Below are 21,858 nucleotides of genomic sequence, written 5' to 3'. Positions count from 1 at the left end.
TTTAGTTTTCTTTTTCGGTAAAATACACCTGTTGTTTAGACACCCCTTGTAAGATAATCTTAGGTTTTCGAGCTACGACAATGCACTTGACTTGGCTCCACTTTTCGGGGGTATATTGCATGTTGTATTTACCTACTTTTCCGTCGATATACATCACCAATTTTTCATCTGAAAGGGTTTCTACCCTGATTTCGCCTTCGGCCATCAGGTAGCCTTCTCCTTTCATTTTTTGTTTATCTATTAATCGTCCAATCATCACACTTGCCGCCACCTGATTATCTCTAAAGACTTGTTTTTTGAGGGGCTTGTTTTCATACCATTTATCTCCTCCAAAAGCTACTACTACATTGCTCTCAAACTGATCAAACATGTTGACTCTAAACAAATTATCAAATAGATGTATCTCTCCTTTAAAGATACTTGTTTGGGGATAAAAAGCAGCCCCGTCAATCAAAACTTCTATTTTGGTTTGGCCGTCTTTGAGGGTTTGGTATATCTCATCGGCTCGGTGCGAAGAATGACAAGAAAGAAGCGCAGTACCAAAAAAAACAGAAAGAAACACACTGCGCATAAAGTTTTTCATCATAGGTCTAATACTGTGGAACAAGGTGTAAATTTATAAAACAAAAATGCTCGAAGGTTCGAGCATTTTTGTTTTGAATATTACTTAAAAATGCAGATTAATACCCAGGGTTTTGTTTCAAATTTGGATTTGAAACAAGGGCAATAGAAGGAATCGGGAACAATACAGTATAAGCTTCTTTGTTGTCAGCGCCTGCACCAGTAGTAAATTTACCAAAGCGAATTTCGACGGTACGTTTACCACCTTCCCAATAAAGCTCGCGACCGATTTCGTCAAACAGTCCATCAGTAGTCAAAGATGCGATAGTTTTAGCTTTACGAGCTGTTCTCAAAGCATTGACAGTTGCGAGCGCCGCCGCAGTATTACCACCTCTAAGCTCTGCTTCTGCTTTCATCATAATTGCCTCAGCATAGCGCATCAAGATATACTTGCTAGCATTGGCAGGGTGGTATTTGATAACCCGGATACCTTTGTCGGTAGCAGCACCAGCCAAGGGCACATCGCGTGTAAACGACAATACTTTTTGGGTACGAGTATCAATAAGGTCTTTGCCTTTGTCATCGATTTGCTTTCCAATCAAGAACCCAAGGCCAATTCCCGAAAATTCGGTACCGTCTCCTTTTGCAGGTTTACCGATCCGTGGATCATCTTTTTCGAATTTATCGTAGAAGTCAGCTAAGGTAGTAAAACCATTCCAACCTGAAGGGTTTTGGTTATAGTGAAGGGTCATAAACCAGCGGTTTTGTGCTGTTCCTTCCAACGACACCAAGATAGTTTCGCCATTAGCAGTAGCCGAAAATGCATTAAAATAGTCGGTATCAAATTTATACCCGTCAGCAGTAATGGCATTTACGTAGGCGATTACTTTATCCATATCAGCTTTTTCAAAAGTGTAAGGGCCTTCTGCTTTAGCTGATTTATAAACGGCTTTGTTCAAATACAATTTGGCCAACAAGAAATTAGCGGAAGCTTTATTAGCCACTCCATTGTTGGGAGATGGTCCCACTTTAGGCAAGTTAGGAAGAGCTTCTTCCAAATCTTTTACAATAAAATCAAAAGCCTCAGAGCGAGTCATAACGCGTGGCAGCTCATCTACCCCTTGACTAAACTCTCTAAGTGGAACTTGTCCATACAAGTCCATAACATGGTACATATTAAATGCACGTAAGAATTGAGCTTGCGCTTTTTGGGAAGGGGTAGCATTTCCAGCCAAAATCTCGGTAGTTTTAAAAACGCGAGAGTTTAGGTTATTCCAAGTATCACGTACTTGTTGGTGAGTAGCATCCCATGTATGTTGGTCTAGCGTACGCCATACGCCATTGTCACCCCAGTCAACACCCCGAGTAGGAGGAATCATTTCGGCAGAAGTGTGCATTCCCAAGGCATACATGTTGGCTTGGTCGGTATAAGCTCCCAAATCTTTATAAGCAGATTCCAACAATGCAGTAGCATCTCCTGCTACGGGTTTTCCGTCGGTATTAGCACGGACAATCGAATCTTTTTCGGTATTTACTAAGTCGGTACAAGAAGTTATGGTAGCTAGGCTAAATCCTGCTATCAAAATTCCTACTATATATTGATTAGATTTCATAATTCCAATGTGTGTTTAAGTGTTTCTTAGAAAGAAATATTAGCACCAATCGTCCAAGTTCTTGCTCTTGGATACGCCGTATAGTCAATACCAAAAGAAGGAATACCATTGATAGATTTGTTGGTACTTACTTCAGGGTCTTGACCAGTGTACTTAGTGAAGGTCATTAGGTTTTGACCCGTCAAGAATACGCGAAGATTCGAAATCGTTTTGCTTTGAAGGGGGAAACGATAGCTCAAGTTCAAGTTTTGCAAACGGACAAAATCTCCTTTTTGTAAGAAACGAGTCGAAACATCAGGGGCATTGAGGGGACCTTCTTTGCTTGATACTACATCTTTGGTTACGTTACGACCATTGGCAAAAGAACCTTTGGTAAAGAAGGCATTTTCGGTATTAGAGTAAAGATAATTACCAAATACACCATTGAAGAACAAACTCAAATCAAAGTTCTTATAACGGAAATTGTTTGTCAAACCACCTGTAGCAGTAGGAAGTGGGCTTTTTCCGTTCAAGAATTGCTGGAAATCACCATTAGGGTAAAGAGAGTTACCATTTTCGTCATACCCCCCAAACTCACGCAAGAAATAAGCAAACAAAGGCTGACCAGCCGCGATACGTTGCGCAAAAGCACCTGTAAGACCTTGTCCGTTGATTTCACCCGTGTCAAATACCCCACTAAGGTTTTTAACTAAGTTTTTGTTGAAACCTGCATTTAACAACACTTCCCAACCAAAATCTTTTTGGTCAACCACGGCTCCAGTCAAAGAAATTTCTACCCCACGGTTCTCGATATCGGTATCCAAGTTTTTCCAAGTAAATGGAGTAGGTGCGGGCTGTGCCGAAACTACGTAAAACAACAAATCTCTTGTGTTTTTCTGATAAAAGTCTATAGTACCAGAGATACGGTTTTTCAAGATAGCAAAATCCAAACCGATATTGATAGAAGAAGTGGTTTCCCATTTCAAGTTAGGGTTGTTGAAAGCTACCGCATTCAAACCACCACCTTCGATATTATCAGCACCTTGGTTGATTCCCCAGCCACTATAGCGGTCACGACGGTCATACAAATTGTGAGGGATTGATTGGTTACCAGTCAAACCATAACCTACACGAACTGCCAAGTCATCAAAAAGTGCTTTTGGCGCAAAGCTTTCGTTCATGATTTTCCATTTAGCCGCAAAAGACGGGAAATATCCATATTTGTTGTTGCCCCCAAATTTGGTCGAGCCATCAGCGCGCAATGTAGCGGTCAACAAATACTTATCTTTAATACCTACGTTTACACGGCCAAAATAAGATTGGAGTTCATCAGTTTCTGAGCTTGAGTTATTGATCACATTGCTACCAAACTTACCAGCATTTGCAGAAGCGAGGTTATTGAGCATCAAATTCAAGTCTGAAGTACGGAAATTAGCCGCTGAGATATTTTTAGTTGAACGGCTAAAACTTTGATAAGAATACCCTAACAATGCATTTATGGAAATACCTTTCAGTTCTTTATCGTATGTAAAATAGTTTTCCCACAATTTGTTGTCAGTTTCAATATCTCCCACATATGCTCTACCAATACCGCCGTTACCTTCAATTACCAAGTCTCTCGAATAAGCCGCTTTGCGTGAAGAGAAAGACTTGTCAAAACCAACCACCGTTTTAAATTTCAAGTCTTTATAAATTTGTAATTCAGCGTTGATATTACCTAAAGCACGAAGTGAATTGGTATTATCTTGCGATAAAACGATGAATGCCAACGGGTTGGGCTCAGTTACACCTGGCTGAGTAAATGTACCATCGCTATTGTAGATAGCACGCGTTGGGTTGGCTTTCAAAATATTGCCCAGCAAATCTCCTGTAAAACCGATATTTTCTGATACAGGCACGTTAGCATCTTGGTTATTAGCAATATTGATATTGCTTGAAATGGTTAATCGATCTTGAATAAATTTCTTAGAACCATTAAATCCAATGCTATAACGCTTAATGTCCGACTCTTTGATGATACCTTGTTGGTTTAAGAAGCCAAGCGTAAAGCGGTAATTTCCACTAGCGTCTCCTCCTCCATAAGCCAAGTTGTGCTGATTGGTATAACCCGTTCTGAACAATTCGTTTTGCCAATCGGTATTACCACCTTGATCTTGGCCACCTGCTGCACGGAATTCGGAAGCTGAAAGCAAATCGTATCTCTTAGTGATATTGCTCATTCCCAGCGAATAACCATACTCCAATGTTCCTTTGCCTTTACCTTTTTTAGTCGTAATCAAAACTACTCCGTTAGCACCACGTGAACCATAAATAGCAGTAGCTGAGGCATCTTTAAGGATATCGATACTCGCAATTTCGTCAGGGTTTAAGAAGTTTAATGGGTTTTTAGCAGGCTGACGACCTACCCCTGAAGCACTTGCATCTGACGAGGTATTGTCACCTGCCAAAGGTACTCCGTCAATTACAAACAAGGGGTTGTTGCCACCAAATACCGAAGATGTACCACGGATACGTACGTTGATACCACCACCCGGCTCACCACTCGACTGGGTGATTTGAACACCCGCTACACGTCCTTGCATCAATTGCTCTGGCGATACTACTACTCCTTTTTGGAAATCTTTAGTACCAATTGCATTTACGGCACCCGTTGCATCTTTTTTCTTTACGGTACCATACCCTACTACCACTACTTCTTGAAGCGCTTTGGTATCATCGCTCATCGTTACATTGACGACGGTTTTGTCGCCAATCTGAATCTCCTCGGTATTCATACCTACAAAGGAAAAAACCAAAGTAGAATTGGGTGCTGCGCTGATTTTGTATTCACCAGTGACCTCAGTTTGTGTTCCTTTGTTTGTCCCTTTTACTTGTACAGTCACGCCCGGAAGGCCTGTGCCATCCGCACCTTTAACGGTACCCGTAATCATTTTTTCTTGAGCTTGAACACCGAAGTGCAATCCCACAACCATCAAAGCAGCATAGAGGATAGCTGCTATTTGCCGTCCCATTTTTTTAGGACGACTTAGCTGGTAAGCGTTGTTCATCATAGGTAATTTTAAGTGATTAATAAAATAATTACAAATAGACTTCCTCCTTTAATCAAATATTTTAAAAATAGGATTATTCTGACTAAAGAATTACTTCTAGCAGGCAAAGCTACAAAAATATATAAAGACAGTGCAAATAATTTTCAAAGAGTTTATTCAGAAATAGTGCCCATTAATCTTAAAATCGTCAGATTATATGTTTATAATAAGCTGAAGCCTTTTGTAGTATTTACGGTTTAATCATTTTAAGAGTATCTTTGTTTCAAACCTCAAAAGGAGCTTCTATTTCGACTTATTGAGCTGTTTTTTGAAGATTAAGAATACCAACGGGGTCTATAAACGTTGCCGTTAAAAGGCATTAAGATTCTGATAATTAAACAAATTGTTGTCCCATGTTGTGTCATCGAATGCTACACTCCGCCCCTCATAAATTTTATTTGATTATTGCTTTTGTAATGTCGCTCCTTAGTTGTAAACATTCATCTGAAGAAACACTCTTTGAATCCTTACCCTCATCCCAAACAGGAGTGACTTTTGTAAATCAGTTACTAGATAGAAAGGAATTAAATATTTTTAATTACCGAAATTTCTATAATGGTGGGGGAGTAGCTATTGGTGACGTCAACAACGACGGATGGGCAGATATATACGTTACATCCAATTTCGAACAAAATCACCTCTACCTTAACAAAGGCAAAAATGAATCTCAACGCTGGCAATTTGAAGACGTTTCGTCTTTGGCAGGGGTAGGTGGAACCAAAGCATGGTCAACAGGCGCTACTTTTGCCGATGTCAATGGCGATGGGCTTATGGATATTTATGTCTGCAACGCCGGAAATGTCAAAGACGATAATCGGGGCAACGAACTGTTTATCAATCAAGGACTAGACGCTAATGGAATTCCTAAATTCATAGACAAAGCCACTGAATACGGCTTAGCAGACGGCGGATTTTCGACCCACGCCGCTTTTTTTGACTACGATAAAGATGGAGATCTTGACTTATATCTGCTCAATAATAGCTTCATTCCTGTAGACAAACTACAATATCAAAATTTCCGACAAGACCGCGACCCTATGGGTGGACATAAGCTCTTTAGAAACGAAACCATCCAAGTAAAAAATAATAACGGCAAAGTTGACTCAATGACCAAACCAAGCTCCAGCAAGGCTTTGCCCCTCTTTACTGATGTATCGGCAGAAGCCGGGATTTATGGAAGTTTGATAGCATTTGGTTTAGGGATTACCGTCGGCGATGTCAACGAAGACAATTGGCCTGATATTTATGTTTCCAATGATTTCTATGAACGTGATTATCTCTATATCAACCAACGAAATGGCACTTTCAAAGAAATGTTGGAAGAAAGTATGAATCACATCAGTCTGTCGTCGATGGGAGCTGATATTGCAGATATTAACAATGATGGGCTGCTTGATATTTTCGTCACTGATATGCTTCCAAGTGATGATAAGCGCCTCAAAACAACGTCTGTTTTTGAAGGCTATGAACTCACCCAATTCAAAGAAAAACAAGGCTACTGGCATCAATACATGCGCAATATGCTTCATCTTAACCAAGGAACCTCTTCACCGCTTTCTCCTTCTATCTCTGTACCGTCTTTTACAGAAGTGGGGCAATTGGCGGGTGTACACGCCACAGACTGGAGCTGGGGAGCCCTTATTTTTGACATGGACAACGACGGCCTCAAGGATTTGTTTATTGCCAACGGCATCGTAAAAAACTTAACTGATCAAGATTACGTGGCCTTTTTGTCAGATAAAAGAAATATCCAAGCGATGATTGAGCAAAAGATGCAGTTTGACTATCATAAGTTTGTTGATATGATTTCTACGACACCCATTCCCAATTTTGCTTTCCGCAACCAAGGCAACCTCCAATTTGAAAACAAAACAAATCTGTGGGGTTTTGGGGAGCCGAGTTTTTCTAATGGAGCCGCTTATGGAGATTTAGACAATGACGGAGATCTGGATTTGGTAATCAATAACAACAATAGCGAACTAAGTATTTTTAAAAACAATACCATCGAAAAACTCAAGCCCCATTTTTTGAGGGTTAAGCTCAAAGGAAGTCCCAAAAATCTTAATGGTATTGGAGCTAAAATATATGTTTTCCAAAAAGAAAAAACACAATATCTCCAGCAGATGCCCAGTCGTGGGTTTCAATCCTCTAGTGACCTTACGATGGTGTTTGGGTTAGGAAATCAGCCACAGATTGACTCTTTGAAAGTAATATGGCCTGATGACCGTACTCAAACTCTAAAAAATATCAAATCTGACACTGACCTAACGCTTCATTATGGTGACGCCCAAAGTATTTGGAAACCTACTTATCCTAAATCTATTTCAACGCCTTTCCGAGACATAACGACAGCTTCGGGGCTTGACTTTGTGCATCAAGAAAACAACTTTGTAGACTATAATCGCGATGGATTGCTCAAACAGATGTATTCTACCCAAGGGCCTGCGTTGGCAGTAGGGGATGTCAACGGCGATGGTCTCGATGATACTTACATCGGTGGCGGTGCCGGACAGCCAAGAGGCTTGTTTATCCAAACCGCACAAGGTAAGTTTGTCAAGGGTTCGGTCAATACATTTTCAGTGCCCTCTCCAGCTGACGAAACTGCCGCTTTATTTTTTGACGCCGACGGAGACAAAGACCTCGATTTGTACGTAGTTACGGGCGGAAATGAATTCTCTACTGGTCAGGAATCTTTAGCGGATTTACTATATCTCAATGACGGTAAAGGCAACTTTACTCTTGCACAAGGGGCTTTACCGCCTGTTTTTGAAAATGGCTCATGTGTCGCAGCTGCTGATTTTGACCACGATGGCGACCTAGATTTGTTTGTCGGAACCCGAATGATTTCTGGCCAATATGGACTCACCCCTCGTAGCTATCTACTACGAAACGAGGGCAAGAATTTGCGTGGTGAACCTTTTTTCAAAGACGTGACCTCAAACTTTCTACCAAATAGTCAACTCGGGATGGTGACGGATGCTCATTTTGAAGATTTGGACAAGGATAATTTTCCCGAACTAATCCTTGTAGGAGATTGGATGCCTATTAGTATTTTAAAAAATCAGAAAGGTTCTTTTCCAGAACCCCTCCGCCAAGCACTCCCAATGTCGGAAGGATGGTGGAATAGGCTCTATGCCACCGATATAGACCAAGACGGAGACACTGATTTTATTGTGGGAAATCTAGGCAAAAACTCAAAACTACACGCCTCAGAAAACCAACCCGCTGAGCTGTATGTCAATGACTTTGATCGTAATGGAAGTATTGAGCAAATCATTACCTGCTATAATCCCGACGGCAAAACGTACCCCATGGTGCTAAAGTCTGATTTGCAAAAAGTTTTGCCAGATATCAAGAAAAGATTTGTCCGTTTTCAAGATTATGGCGGCAAAACCATTGATGAAGTTTTCACGAACGAACAGATGCAAGGTGTTCAGAAAAAAACAGTTTATCAGACCAATAGTGTCCTACTTATCAACAACGGCAAAGGAAATTTTTCAATACAAATATTACCAATGCCCGCACAGTTTTCGCCCATTTTCGGAATTACTACTTTAGATTATGACCAAGACCAGCAGCTTGATATTTTACTGACTGGAAACTTTTTTGACGTTCTTCCCGAACTAGGCCGCTACGACGGCAATGAAGGCTTAATACTTCGCAGTAAGAAAAAAAACAAAGATAGTCCACTCACATTTGAAGTTATTGGACCAACTCAGTCAGGATTTAGGGTCAAGGGTCAAGTACGCCAGATGAGTAAGCTAAAAAGTAGCAACGGAAAACTGCGCCTTATTCTAGCCAAAAACAAGGACCAGGTTCAAGTATTTGAGAATCGTTAATGATAGCCTTCTAATTTAAAGAGGAGTTTTGTGGTTTTTTGGGCAAGGATGCATTTGAAGTGAAAATCAAAACATGCACCAAAACACCGACAATAACCAGTAGGGAAAGCTCAAATGTATTTTCGGTCGCAGAACCTACCACGATTTTTTTCGAGGTCTGATTCAGTTTTTCGCCTTCTAAGAGTTGAATATTTGATAGTTCATTCAGTTGATTGGAAGTTGCCAAAAAGGATTTGTTCAAGATAGACCTCACGTCTTTGATATGCGTCTCATAATCAACTTGATACAAATACTTATTCTCCAAAAGGCGGTTTTCTTTGAGTGTTTTTTTAAATTTTGAAAACACAAGGGCTTCTTCTTGAGTCAGCTTGGTTTGGCCAAAATCCTGAATCAATTTCTCAATCGCATTATCATGAAACTTCAACATACTCTTATACTGAACAATATTAGCATTAGAAGCGCATTCATTGATAAGAATTTTCTTTTGATAAAGATGAGCCGAAAATTTATAAATGTAACTCTCGGCCAGTAAACGGTCTTCATACACTGATGAAAAAGTTTCCCCCAAGGTGGTAATATTGTGCTTATCAATCATATTTTTGATAAACAAAGAAATAAAAACAACACTCAATAAGAGGGCTATTTTAAATTTTTGTTGGAGGTTGTATGCCCATTTCATTTCTTGAAAAATTAAGTTTTAACGATATAAAAACTAAAGCTATGTTAGCCTACAGTCTCATTACTGAGGCTTTTTTGGAATACTATTGAGATTTGTTTGGATTTTTTTAATCAAATATACATATAAATTTTTGCACTGCTACCCTTCCTCTTAAATAACATCCATTAAAGTTTGTGCTCAATGGAAGATTCAAATACCGAAAACGTTTTATAAAGATTCGCCGTATATTTGTAAAAACCATTTTTATAGAAGTGAGTATGAAACAGTGGATACAAGCAGTAATACTGATTGGTTTGGTGGGATTGGTGAGCTGCGAAAAGCAATTCCTTTCAACAGAAAAAAAACACAGTGCCGAAAAAATAGACGCTACAGTAGGCCAATGTGAATCCGAAACTCCCCTCAGTCTGAGCGAAGAAACTAATCTAGAACGCGGATTCTTCAACCCTAAAGATAGTCTTTATTATTCAACATTGGTGTACGGGGTATTTTATAGAGGCGGAATTACCAACCCTTGCGAATTAGTAAAACGCCCATATGAGTACAAAAACGTCATTTCTCGTAAGTTTCGAGTCATTTGGGAAGGACCAAAAGGTACTACCGTTGATCGCAACGCCCCCCGAGCGGCTATTCGATTTACTGATATCAACTACCGCGACGATGTAGACCGTGACCTTCCTTTTGCTGATACGTTACAACCTTTTCCTTACGAAATTACGGTCAAAGAAGATTCTAGCTACGTAAACATTATCAGCAGCCGACAATATAAAGTAGCACTCCGTAAAGGTTACTCATTACAGCTCGACCAAGTCAAATGCTCAGAAGTAAGCTTGTCTAGTACGCAAGCTTTCGACAACACCCGAATCGTCTTAGAAAATGCTTCCTCGGGAAGTTGGTCTTCACGTTATTTCTTTAAAGCATCTGATTTTGCGCCCGATATACAATATATTGTAGTCCGCGAAAAAGAATGTAGTACTTGCAACGTACCTGTACCTACGCTAACTGCCGCCAAAACTACCATTAACAAAGGAGAGGAGGCGTTGCTGTACTTCGAAGGATGTCCCGTAGTCAATGGCTCACAAGGACCTTTAGAATGGTTTGCTCAGTCTCCTGGAGGCGATAAGATATTGCTACAACGTTTTAGTTACTCTGCCCGAAACGAACGTCGATTTTATCCCGAAACTACTACTACATATTTTGTGAGGTGTCAAGGCGATTGGCAGTGTAAACCACAGAAAGAAGCAAGTATTACGATTGAAGTAAAATAAAATTCCCCCTTCAATTCAATAAAGGCGCTTACCTAGGAGGTAGGCGCCTTTACTTTTTTCAATACATTTATCTCTGATAAGTCCTTCTTTAGAGAGGTTATTACTAAATTTAGGGATGTACATTTGTTTCTGAATATTAATTTAAAAGAGTTTGTTAATTTTTTTCTTTTCAAGTACCTATATTTTAAAATATTTTTTGAATATCAACTTTTTTATGTCATTTTTACAAGTAGAATATGTCTATTTGCACTATTTCGCTCTTATCGAACCTTTCTTAACTTCATGAAACCACTTAACCGTCGTCAATTTCTTCAAACGTCATCATTGGCAAGCATGGGATTTCTGGTCAAATCACCAGTATTTGCTAGCGACTTTCCACAAGTGCGAATTCCCTCCTCTCAACGTAAATTCAGTAGTGCAGCCATTGAAGCTACTATAGAGCGTATGAAGAGTAGCATAAAGGATACGGAATTGGCGTGGTTGTTTGAAAACTGTTTTCCCAATACCCTCGATACAACCGTCCATTTCAAAACTAAGGAAGGCCGCCCCGATACTTTTGTGATTACGGGAGATATCCACGCGATGTGGCTTCGCGATAGCACCGCGCAAGTATGGCCGTATTTACCTCTTATTACTAAAGATGAAAAGCTAAAGCAGTTGATTGCGGGGGTCGTCAATCGCCAAACTGAATGTATATTGATTGACCCTTATGCCAATGCTTTCAACGATGGCCCAGGACACAGCGAATGGCTCAAAGACCATACCGATATGAAGCCTGAGCTACACGAACGTAAATGGGAGCTCGATTCGCTTTGCTACACGGTTCGATTGGCGTACCACTACTGGAAAACAGCCCAAGACAGCAGCGTTTTTGACGATAAATGGCTGAAAGCTGCACAGCTTATCATCGAAACCTGCCGCGAACAACAGCGTTTTAAAAACCGTGGAAAATATCGTTTTGGCCGCACTACATCTTGGTCTACCGACACTGTACCCGGCAATGGCTACGGCAACAACACCAAGCCCAATGGACTGATTCATAGTATTTTTAGACCTTCAGATGACGCTACCCAATACCCTTTTTTGATTCCCTCTAATTTGTTTGCCGTGGTGTCGTTTCGTCAAATAGCCGAAATCGCAGACAAGGTTTACAAAAACACCACCTTTGCCCACGAATGCCGGGTTTTCGCTAATGAGGTGGAGCAAGCCATTAAGAAGCATGCCATCATCAATCACGCACAGTTTGGCCCTATCTACGCCATGGAAGTGGATGGATTCGGGAATTGCCTTTTTCAAGATGATGCCAATGTCCCCAATTTATTGAGCTTGCCTTACCTTGGAGCGGTCAATCTTAACGATAAAATCTATCAGAATACCCGAAGATTCATTTTGAGCGACTCTAATCCTTATTTTTTCAAAGGAAAAGCCGCTGAAGGCATTGGCAGTCCACATACGCTTGTGAATCAGATTTGGCCAATGAGTATCATCATGCGAGCGATGACCTCTACCAACGATACTGAGATTTTGGCGCAACTGCGTTTTCTCAAAACTACCCACGCTGGCACAGGCTTCATGCACGAGTCTTTCGACAAAGACAATGCAAGTCAGTTTACCCGTAAGTGGTTTGCGTGGGCAAATACTTTGTTTGGCGAACTTTTACTAAAAATCGAACGCGAACGGCCTCATCTCCTCAAACAATCGTTGTAAGAAACCACTTCAAACGCTACGCTATTGCGTCAGATTTGACAGGGTCTTTAGTTTAATTCATCCAATGAAATCACAAGAAATCACTTTTCGAAAAGCTACTACCGACGATGTCGAAACACTCGCACATCTCCGTACTGCCTTTCTTAAAGAAATACAGCCTTTAGAAACCCGCCAAATCGATGACGAAACGCTCTACGCTTCTCTAAAAAATTATTTCCTAGAAAGCCTCGGCAACGACACATTTGCGGCATGGCTAGCCGAAAGCAAGGGGCAGGTCATCGCCACGAGCGGGCTTTGTTTTTTTCAGATTGTACCAGGGTACACTCTTCAAACTGGCAAAATTGCCTATATCCTTAATATATATACACTCCCCGAATGGCGCGGAAAAGGAATAGGCAAACAAATCTTTGAATACATCCTTGAAGAGGCAAAACAACGCGGCTACCAACGAATCTCGCTACATGCAACTTCTGATGGCCAACCTATTTATGAGAAATTTGGGTTTCGACTTACCACCGACGAAATGGAACTGAGATTATAAAAGATTTTCTTAGAAGCCACTAATGACACCTAATTAGCATCACAATCAACCTAAATAATGAGAAAGTACGCCTACACTTTAGCTATCCTTTTTTTGAGCTATTCTCTTTTTGCTCAACAGCATTCTGAGCAAAACCACGATAAGTATGTCGTCCCGTCTGACCCACAAGTAAAGACCAAGTTGAATCAATGGCAAAATGTAAAATTTGGGTTGTTGATGCACTGGGGCGTTTATAGTCAATGGGGGATTGTAGAAAGCTGGAGTCTCTGCCCTGAAGACGAAGGCTGGTGCGAGCGCCGTGGCCCTTACAAAGACAATTGGTACGAATACAAAAAAGCCTACGAAAATCTCAAAAATACCTTTAATCCAACCCAATTTACGCCCGAAAAATGGGCAAGTGCCGCCAAAAATGCGGGTATGAAATATGTGGTTTTCACTACGAAACACCACGACGGTTTCTGTATGTTTGATTCAAAATATACCGATTACAAAATCACCAAATCTCCCTTTGGAAGCAATGCCCGCAGCAATGTCGCCAAAGAAGTATTTGGCGCTTTTCGCAAAGAAGGCTTTATGATTGGGGCCTATTTCTCCAAACCCGACTGGAATACCAACGATTATTGGTGGTCTTATTTTCCCCCAAAAGACCGCAATCCTTCGTATCATCCTAAAAAATATCCTCAAAAATGGGAAAGTTTCAAAAACTTCACCTACAACCAAATTGAGGAACTCATGAGCGACTATGGCAAAATGGATATCTTGTGGCTAGACGGCGGTTGGGTGCGCCCTTTTAGCTCGATAGATACGACTATTTCTTGGCAAAAATCAATTCCTTTTGACCAAGACATCGACATGGCACGCATTGCTAAAATGGCCCGTGGACATCAGCCGGGGCTTTTGGTAGTAGACAGAACCGTGAGTGGAGAGTTTGAAAATTACGTAACGCCCGAACACCAAATCCCAGACCATTATATGCCTATTCCGTGGGAAACCTGCATGACGATGGGCGACTCGTGGAGTTATATTCCAAAAGAAAACTACAAATCAGCTCGAAAACTAATCCATATCTTGGCCGATATTGTATCGAAAAACGGGAATTTGTTGCTCAATATCGCTCCAAGTCCCGAAGGAGATTTTCACCCAGAAGCCTATCAGCGTCTGGACGAAATCGGGAAATGGATGCAAATCAACAACGAAGCGATTTATGAAACCCGGGGCGACAATCAGGTAGGCAGACAAGGCAAAATGGTATTTACTCACAAAGGTGATCATACTACCTACGCTCTTTATTGTGCCGACGAAAACGAGACGATTCCTTCTAATCTTGAAATCGCTAATTTGAACTTGAGTAAGACTGCCAAAATTTCGTTGTTAGGCCAAAAAGAAACCCTCAAATGGTCTATCAAAAATGGCAAAGTGGCGGTAGAAATTCCCGAAAAATTGGCAAAAAAGATACCTAATAGCTACGCATGGGTCTTTAAAATCACGAAATAAAAAGCCTCAACAATACTAACAACTTTCTAAACCATTTTCTAAAATGCAATCGAGAAGAAACTTCATTCGCTGGTCAGCTTTAAGTTTGCCATTGCTTTCAATCGGTAAAGCTTTTTCTAAAAAGACCGTAGCCGTCACCAAACCCATCGTGGTCTCGACTTGGGACAGTGGCTTGCCTGTGAATGCCGTAGCATGGAAAGTCTTAAAACAACCCAATGGATATGCTCTTGATGCCGTAGAAGCCGGAGCAAGGTCGATTGAAGATACTATCAATTGCTGCGTAGGTCTTGGTGGAAATCCCGACCGCGATGGCAAAGTCACTTTAGATGCTAGTATCATGGACGATAAGTTCAATTGCGGTTCAGTGATGGCCTTGGAGTTCATCAAACATCCTATTTCGGTGGCTCGCAAGGTAATGGAAAATACTCCTCACGTACAATTAGTAGGCGAAGGGGCTCTTCAGTTTGCGTTGGCAAGTGGTTTCCAAAAAGAATCAGGAAAGCTTTCTCCTGATGCGGAAAAAACCTATAAAAATTGGCTTAAAAAATCAGAATATAAGCCTGTTATCAATATTGAGCAACAGCAGTCAAAAGGTCAAAAAACCAAAGGAGGGCCTTTTGCTCCCAACTTTTTTGACGACGGTACTCCCAATCACGATACCATGGGAACCATTGCGATGGACGCAGCGGGCAATCTCTCCGGGGCCTGTACTACAAGTGGCATGGGATTCAAAATGCGAGGCCGTGTAGGTGATTCTCCTATCATCGGTGCGGGACTCTATGTAGACAATGAAGTAGGTGCCGCCACTGGCTCAGGACAAGGCGAAGAAGTACTTCGAGTGGCGGGGGCATTTTTGATTGTAGAAATGATGCGCATGGGCAAAAGCCCCGAAGAGGCTTGTAAAATCGCCGTTGAGCGCATCATCAAAATCAACCCTACCAAAGCCAAAGATTTTCAGGTAGGGTTTATTGCCATCAACAAACAAGGTGAATATGGAGCCTACTCTATCCACCACGGTTTCAACTATTCGGTCACTTCATCTGATGACGGTGGCAAAGTATTTATGGCAAAAAGCCATTTCCCCAAAGGGTAATTTTCAACGCTAGTGCTGCCTAACAATTGGTGATAAATCATGCCAAAATCTTGGAGCTGCACTAGCGTTTTTTTTTCTTTCAATATCTCATGAAAAAATCGCTTTTTTTCCTTTTTTTACTCTCACAGCTTGCCACTGCCCAATACCACCCCAACTGGCAAAGCCTCGACAAACGGCCTACTCCTGCTTGGTTTGAAGATGCTAAATTTGGGATATTTATTCACTGGGGAGTATATTCAGTTCCGGCTTGGGCTACCAAATCCAATGCCGACGGTTTTGGGAGTGGCTATGCCGAGTGGTATTGGCAACGGCTTTTTGCCCCTAATCTCAAGATTCACCCTGAGTTTGTTGAATTTCATAAAAAAAACTACGGCAATCGAAGTTACCAAGACTTTGTTCAAGATTTCAAAGCAGAGTTGTTTAGCCCTGAAGATTGGGCTAAGATATTCGAGCAAGCAGGAGCTAAGTACGTGGTTCTTACCTCTAAACATCACGAGGGGTTTACCATGTGGCCTAGTCCCGAATCATGGAACTGGAACGCCGTCGATGTGGGGCCTCACCGAGATTTAGCGGGCGATTTGTCGAAGGCCGTCAAAGCTCGCAATTTACGGATGGGCTATTATTATTCTCTTTATGAATGGTTCAATCCTGTCTATAAATCCAACGTAAACCAATACGTCAATGAGCGGATGATTCCACAGATGAAAGACTTGGTGAGTCGTTATCAGCCTGATATTTTGTGGACCGACGGCGAATGGGATCATCCCGCCAAAATCTGGCGTAGCGAAGAATTTTTGGCATGGCTTTTCAACGACTCTCCCGTCAAAAATAGTATCGTGGTCAACGACCGTTGGGGCAGCGATACCAAAAGTCAACACGGTAGCTTTATGACCTCAGAGTATGGCCACGGTGGTACCGACAACAAAGAAGTACAAGGATTTGTACGGCCGTGGGAAGAATGTAGAGGCATGGGAGAATCTTTTGGCTACAATCGCAACGAAAACCTAGATAGCTACCAAACAGGCGAACAGCTAGTACATCAGCTCATTGATATTGTAGCTCGTGGCGGAAATTTATTGCTCAACATTGGTCCTACCGCCGATGGGCGTATTCCGGTGATTATGCAGCAGCGATTGCATGAAATAGGAAGCTGGCTCAAAGTAAATGGAGAAGCTATCTACGGAACACGTAAATGGGACAAAGCTCCCAAATATACCAAAGATTCGCAGGTGTTTTTTACCCAAAAAGCCAATACATTATATGCCATCAACCGCCACTGGAAAGATGAAATCGTGATCGAAAATGTGTCAAAACCTTCCAAAGTAAGCCTACTAGGATTCAAAGGTGACGTTAAGTTTTCGTACAAAGGCAATGTATTACGAATTACGGCCCCCGCCGTCACTCCCAATACCATCCCCTGCCAATACGCTTGGACCTATGAAATCAAATAATTGATAAGCGATTTTACTTTTTATTCCTGACCCTTTCTCACAATGAAAAACCTAATTACGGCAGTACTGTGCTTTTGGGCTTCTCTTAGCTTGGCTCAAAGCAACTTCACTTGGTGGAAACCCTCAGATAGCAAAGTGCCCGTCATTGATGGGCAAGCATGGTCTGATGAGATGCGTGATACCATCCAACGTTTTCCGCCTCGCGCCGAAGCCCTCGTTCGAAAAGCCGTTTGGAACCTTTCTCGTAACAGTGCAGGTCTTTCGATTCGGTTTGTGAGCAATGCCTCCCAAATCGTGGTGAGATACAAAGTCACAGGCCCCTATAACATGCCTCATATGCCTTCTACGGGTGTAAGTGGGGTAGATTTGTATGGCCTCGATAGCGACGGCAACTGGCATTGGGCAGCCGGAAAATATAGTTTTAAAGATACTGTTCAGTATAGTTTTTCGCAACTTCTCCCCAACGACAATTACCACAAACTAGGCCGCGAGTATCGTTTGTTTTTGCCTTTGTACAATAGTGTCAGAAATTTGGAAATTGGAGTACCCGAAGGAAGTATTTTCGATGTACTGCCTCAACGTCCCGAAAAACCAATCGTCATCTATGGCACTTCTATTGCGCAGGGGGCTTGTGCCACGCGCCCTGGCATGGCTTGGACCAATATCTTGTCGCGCAAACTTGACCGTACTGTTATCAATTTGGGCTTCTCGGGCAATGGTCGTCTGGAAAAAGAAGCAATCGACCTTATCAACGAAATAGACGCCAAGGTTTTTGTATTGGATTGTTTACCCAATCTCATCAGTCCTATTGTGGACAAAAAAGAATTACAAAAAAGAATCACCGAGTCGGTAAAAAGCATTCGTTCCAAGCATCCCTCTACGCCTATTTTGCTTACCGAACACGACGGATATACCGAAGGATATTTAATCCCTCATCGGCAACCTCTTTTTGAAGATGCTAACCAATACCTCCGTGAAACCTTCGCCCAACTCACGACAGAGGGCATTTCTAATCTTTATCTACTCCCCATTTCCGAAATCAACATCGACCATGAAGGCATGGTAGATGGCACTCACCCCAACGATATAGGCATGATGAACTATGCCAATGCTTACGAAAAAAAGCTAAGGGAGATTTTGAAAGCCCCCGTTGGGACGCTCAAAACCCAAATCCCTATTCGTCAGAATCGCGAACCGGGTAGCTATAATTGGGAACAACGCCACCACGAAATCCTCAGTCTCAACCAAACTGAACCTACCAAAGTCGTATTTCTTGGCAATTCAATCACCCACAACTGGGGTGGCAAGCCTCTCAACAATCGTATCAAAGGAGCGGACTCATGGCAAAAATACCTCGAACCTCTCCACGTACGAAATTTTGGTTTTGGCTGGGATAGAATCGAAAATGTGCTGTGGCGCGTAGAGCACGATGAACTTGACGGTATCTCCCCTGAAAAGATTGTTATCAACATCGGAACCAATAACTTACACCTCAACACCAACCAAGAAATACTCGAAGGGCTTCGTTTGCTGGTAGAGACTGTTCAAAAAAAACAGCCTTCGGCCAAAATTGTCTTATTGGGAATTTATCCACGCCGCGAGCAAGAAACAAGAGTAAATACGCTCAATAAAGGAATTGAGGTCCTTTCCAAATCCTTGAAAATTGGTTTTGCTGACATTGGAAAAACCCTTCTGCTGTCTTCGGGTAAAATCGATGAAAAACTCTTCTCCGATGGCCTGCATCCCAATGCCAATGGATACGAAGCTTTAGGAAAAAATCTTGCCACCATTTTGAAAAAATAATACATAACTAACCCCTCATTTTAAGATGAACACCAAATCCATTTTCGCTGTTTTGCTGACTTTGCTATGCTTAGAAGTAGTTGCCCAAACCAAACCCAAAGACTTCAAAGTCGTAGGGTATTATGTACCAAGTATCCCACCCGAAAAAATCCCCGTTGATGTGTTGACCCATATCAATTTTTCGTTTGCGATTCCGGCCAAAACAGGAGATACGCTCATGCCACTTGGCAATCCAGAGGCATTACACAAGCTCGTTAAATACATGCACCAACACAAAAAAGAAGTGTTTATTTCTATTGGCGGCTGGGGCATTGGCGACGGTGGCGGCGACGACACTCGCTTTCATAAAATGGCCGAACGCGCCGAAGGACGTCATACTTTTGTAAAAAATGTCATGGAATTTGTCAAAAACTACCAAGTCGATGGCGTAGATCTCGACTGGGAATACCCCGATGAAGATACCCCTTCGGCCGACCACTACGTAGCTCTTGTCAATGAACTAGGCGATGCCCTGCACGCCCAAGGCAAAAAACTAACAGCCGCTGTGATTTCTTATGGTAAAAAAGGCTACGGCATGAAAAAAGAAGCCCTCGACAAGATGGACTGGATCAACCTCATGGCCTACGACGATGATTATGGCCCTAACTACGTCCGTGCGCACTCGCCTTATTCTTTGGCAATCAAAAGCTTAGATTATTGGACAAAAGAGCGTGGTGTACCTGCTCACAAAATCCTCTTAGGCTTGCCCTTTTATTCAAAAAAAGGCATGGGCAACTACGGCCCCGACTACAAATCTCTCCTCAAAGACGGCGCAAGTCCTTATGATGACTATTGGATGGGGGCATTTTATAATGGAATTCATACTATCGAACTCAAAACCAAACTCGCCAAAGAGCGTGGATGTGGGGGGGTTATGATTTGGGAAATCGCTTGTGATACCAACGATGATTTTTCGCTTCTTCAAGCCATCAAAAGAGGCCAAAAAGCCAAATAGTGCTGGAGACCAAAAATCAGATTTCTTAGTCGTTTATCCTGCCATAAAAAATTGATTACCAATGAAATACTGTATCAAGATACTTTTTTTGAGCCTCTTAGTACTTGAAGGTTTGGCCCAAACCAAGGATGTTTTCCAAATTACTTATTTACGTAAAAACAACGGTAAAACTCCACCCAACCAAGACCCTATCATCGTATTGGCGTCGGCAACGGGTACGAGTGTGTTTTCCGAAAAAATTCTCAAAGGAGAAGCAAAGACACCTTATGAGGTAAGTTTTACCGACCGTAGCGACAACAGCCTTTATCAAATCGCTTTTTTGGGAAATGACAAAATCTTGATGACCCAAAACACCAAGACTTTGGGAGAACAAAAAATCGAATTTCTGCCAGACACCCAAACTATTTTGGGCTATTTGTGCAAAAAAGCCACCACCGTGGTCAATTCCAACCGCATTGACCTTTGGTACACCGATGAACTCAAAGTAAAAGGTGCCCCATCGGCTTTAGGCCAAACCATAGGCTTGGTTTTGAAAATGGTACGAAATGGCAACAGTGAAACAGAAGCCGTAAAAATCGAAAAAAACACAAATTGGGCGGCCAAAAATCAACTGCCCAAGCCCGCGCCGCCGCTCGTAGATGAACTCACTTACAAAGACGAGCTTTGGAAAAGTAGGTTTATCCAAATTCCTGTTTTCCAAAACCAAACAATCAACTTTTCGGATTCAGCACATGCGCCAAGCGAAGTTTTTCGTTTTGCCCACGGCACAGTTATTGCCAAAAAAGTAAAATTTCCCAAAGTAGGGCTTGCTTCCAATGTGTTTTTGGAACTTTCGCAATACTCCAATGGTGACGCTTACGACCGCACAGGGTCAGTATTTTTGATTCCTACTCAAAGCAAAATTTCTTTTTTGGATGCGCTTCAAAAGTCAATCAAGGAGGTTCCTGTATATGAAAATGGCAATGGCAAGCAATACCAAGGAGTTATCCAAACCGCTGGTTATCTGCCTGTTTTGGAGTTGATGCGATTCTTTACCCCCTTTGGTGTAAGGCAATACAACTATTTACAACTCAAAAACAAAACTTGGGCCGACTCCACTTATTATCGTCAAGATGTGAGCGATTTGCTGCCCGCTTACAATGGCCAAGAAGTATGGATAGCCGCTTTTATTGGCAATTACGACAAAGGAGGTCATAAAGTAAGTATGCGTTTTTCGGTGCATCCCAATGAGCGCCCCTCTACCCAAAAAGAAGACTGGGTGATGCCTCTTTTCAATACCACCAATGTCATGGAAATGGCCGGCCAAGAGTACGGGACTATGTTTAACAACGACAAAGGTTTGCAAGTAAGTTTTGAAGTACCCCAAGGTATCAAAAATCTCAAACTTCGCTACACTACCACGGGTCACGGCGGCTGGGGCAATGGCGACGAATTTGTGCCCAAACCCAATACCATTTTGGTGGATGGGAAGCAAATATTCACGATTACGCCTTGGCGCGCCGACTGCGGCAGCTACCGCTTGGTCAATCCTGCCTCTGGCAATTTTGGCAATGGTCTCTCTTCTTCAGATTTGAGTCGTTCCAATTGGTGCCCCGGTACAGTCACCAATCCTATTTGGGTCGAGCTTGGCAACCTACCCGCTGGAAAACATACCTTACAAGTAAAGATTCCACAGGGCCTTCCAGAAGGCGGTAGTTTTAGCGCTTGGAATGTATCAGGCACTTTGATTGGCGAATGGTAAAAAAACCTT

14 protein-coding genes are annotated in these 21,858 nt (G+C 42.0%); 10 read left to right on the top strand and 4 right to left on the bottom strand.

Annotated features, from left to right (window positions below; genetic code table 11):
- Nucleotide 1: 1 nt before the first annotated feature.
- The 3 genes from G563_RS0123325 to G563_RS0123315 form a co-directional block, all read right to left on the bottom strand.
- Nucleotides 2-586 carry a hypothetical protein gene (locus G563_RS0123325; RefSeq protein ID WP_028667452.1) on the bottom strand — a complete coding sequence of 195 codons (585 nt, stop codon included), beginning with the start codon at nucleotides 584-586 and terminating at the stop codon, nucleotides 2-4.
- 94 nt (nucleotides 587-680) lie between these two features.
- Nucleotides 681-2,174 (bottom strand): RagB/SusD family nutrient uptake outer membrane protein, encoded by a 1,494-nt coding sequence (locus G563_RS0123320; RefSeq protein WP_028667451.1) that lies wholly within the window; start codon nucleotides 2,172-2,174, stop codon nucleotides 681-683.
- 26 nt (nucleotides 2,175-2,200) lie between these two features.
- Nucleotides 2,201-5,203 (bottom strand): SusC/RagA family TonB-linked outer membrane protein, encoded by a 3,003-nt coding sequence (locus G563_RS0123315; protein ID WP_028667450.1) that lies wholly within the window; start codon nucleotides 5,201-5,203, stop codon nucleotides 2,201-2,203.
- Between the two features lie 392 nt (nucleotides 5,204-5,595).
- Between G563_RS0123315 and G563_RS0123305 the strand changes: the two genes are divergently transcribed.
- Nucleotides 5,596-9,081 carry a VCBS repeat-containing protein gene (locus tag G563_RS0123305; RefSeq protein WP_229598555.1) on the top strand — a complete coding sequence of 1,162 codons (3,486 nt, stop codon included), beginning with the start codon at nucleotides 5,596-5,598 and terminating at the stop codon, nucleotides 9,079-9,081.
- Nucleotides 9,082-9,091: 10 nt separating this feature from the next.
- Here G563_RS0123305 and G563_RS0123300 read toward each other — a convergent pair whose 3' ends face one another.
- Entirely contained in the window at nucleotides 9,092-9,760 is a 669-nt protein-coding gene (locus G563_RS0123300) for an MCP four helix bundle domain-containing protein (protein ID WP_028667447.1), read from the bottom strand.
- Between the two features lie 257 nt (nucleotides 9,761-10,017).
- Here G563_RS0123300 and G563_RS0123290 point away from each other — a divergent pair, with 257 nt between their 5' ends.
- The 9 genes from G563_RS0123290 (at nucleotide 10,018) to G563_RS0123250 (ending at nucleotide 21,849) form a co-directional block, all read left to right on the top strand.
- Nucleotides 10,018-11,025, top strand: coding sequence for a hypothetical protein (locus tag G563_RS0123290; RefSeq protein WP_028667446.1), 1,008 nt, complete (start codon nucleotides 10,018-10,020; stop codon nucleotides 11,023-11,025).
- Nucleotides 11,026-11,307: 282 nt separating this feature from the next.
- Nucleotides 11,308-12,732, top strand: coding sequence for a glycoside hydrolase family 125 protein (locus G563_RS0123285; RefSeq protein WP_028667445.1), 1,425 nt, complete (start codon nucleotides 11,308-11,310; stop codon nucleotides 12,730-12,732).
- Nucleotides 12,733-12,796: 64 nt separating this feature from the next.
- Nucleotides 12,797-13,273: a GNAT family N-acetyltransferase gene (locus G563_RS0123280; protein WP_037327953.1), complete on the top strand. Its 477-nt coding sequence runs from the start codon at nucleotides 12,797-12,799 to the stop codon at nucleotides 13,271-13,273.
- 57 nt (nucleotides 13,274-13,330) lie between these two features.
- Nucleotides 13,331-14,767, top strand: a complete 1,437-nt coding sequence (locus tag G563_RS0123275; protein WP_037327952.1) for an alpha-L-fucosidase — start codon at nucleotides 13,331-13,333, stop codon at nucleotides 14,765-14,767.
- Between the two features lie 43 nt (nucleotides 14,768-14,810).
- On the top strand, nucleotides 14,811-15,860 hold the full coding sequence (locus tag G563_RS0123270) for an isoaspartyl peptidase/L-asparaginase family protein (RefSeq protein WP_028667442.1): 1,050 nt from the start codon (nucleotides 14,811-14,813) through the stop codon (nucleotides 15,858-15,860).
- Between the two features lie 89 nt (nucleotides 15,861-15,949).
- Entirely contained in the window at nucleotides 15,950-17,311 is a 1,362-nt protein-coding gene (locus tag G563_RS0123265; RefSeq protein WP_028667441.1) for an alpha-L-fucosidase, read from the top strand.
- A gap of 42 nt (nucleotides 17,312-17,353) precedes the next feature.
- A complete protein-coding gene (locus G563_RS0123260) occupies nucleotides 17,354-19,114 on the top strand; it encodes an SGNH/GDSL hydrolase family protein (protein ID WP_028667440.1) in 1,761 nt (586 codons plus the stop codon).
- A 25-nt stretch (nucleotides 19,115-19,139) separates the two neighbouring features.
- Entirely contained in the window at nucleotides 19,140-20,108 is a 969-nt protein-coding gene (locus G563_RS0123255) for a glycoside hydrolase family 18 protein (RefSeq protein ID WP_028667439.1), read from the top strand.
- 61 nt (nucleotides 20,109-20,169) lie between these two features.
- Complete coding sequence (locus G563_RS0123250; protein WP_028667438.1) at nucleotides 20,170-21,849, top strand: PNGase F N-terminal domain-containing protein; 1,680 nt, start codon at nucleotides 20,170-20,172, stop codon at nucleotides 21,847-21,849.
- Nucleotides 21,850-21,858 lie beyond the last annotated feature (9 nt).

Source organism: Runella zeae DSM 19591, assembly GCF_000423565.1.
GTDB lineage: Bacteria > Bacteroidota > Bacteroidia > Cytophagales > Spirosomataceae > Runella > Runella zeae.
This window is presented reverse-complemented; position numbering and strand designations above follow the sequence as displayed.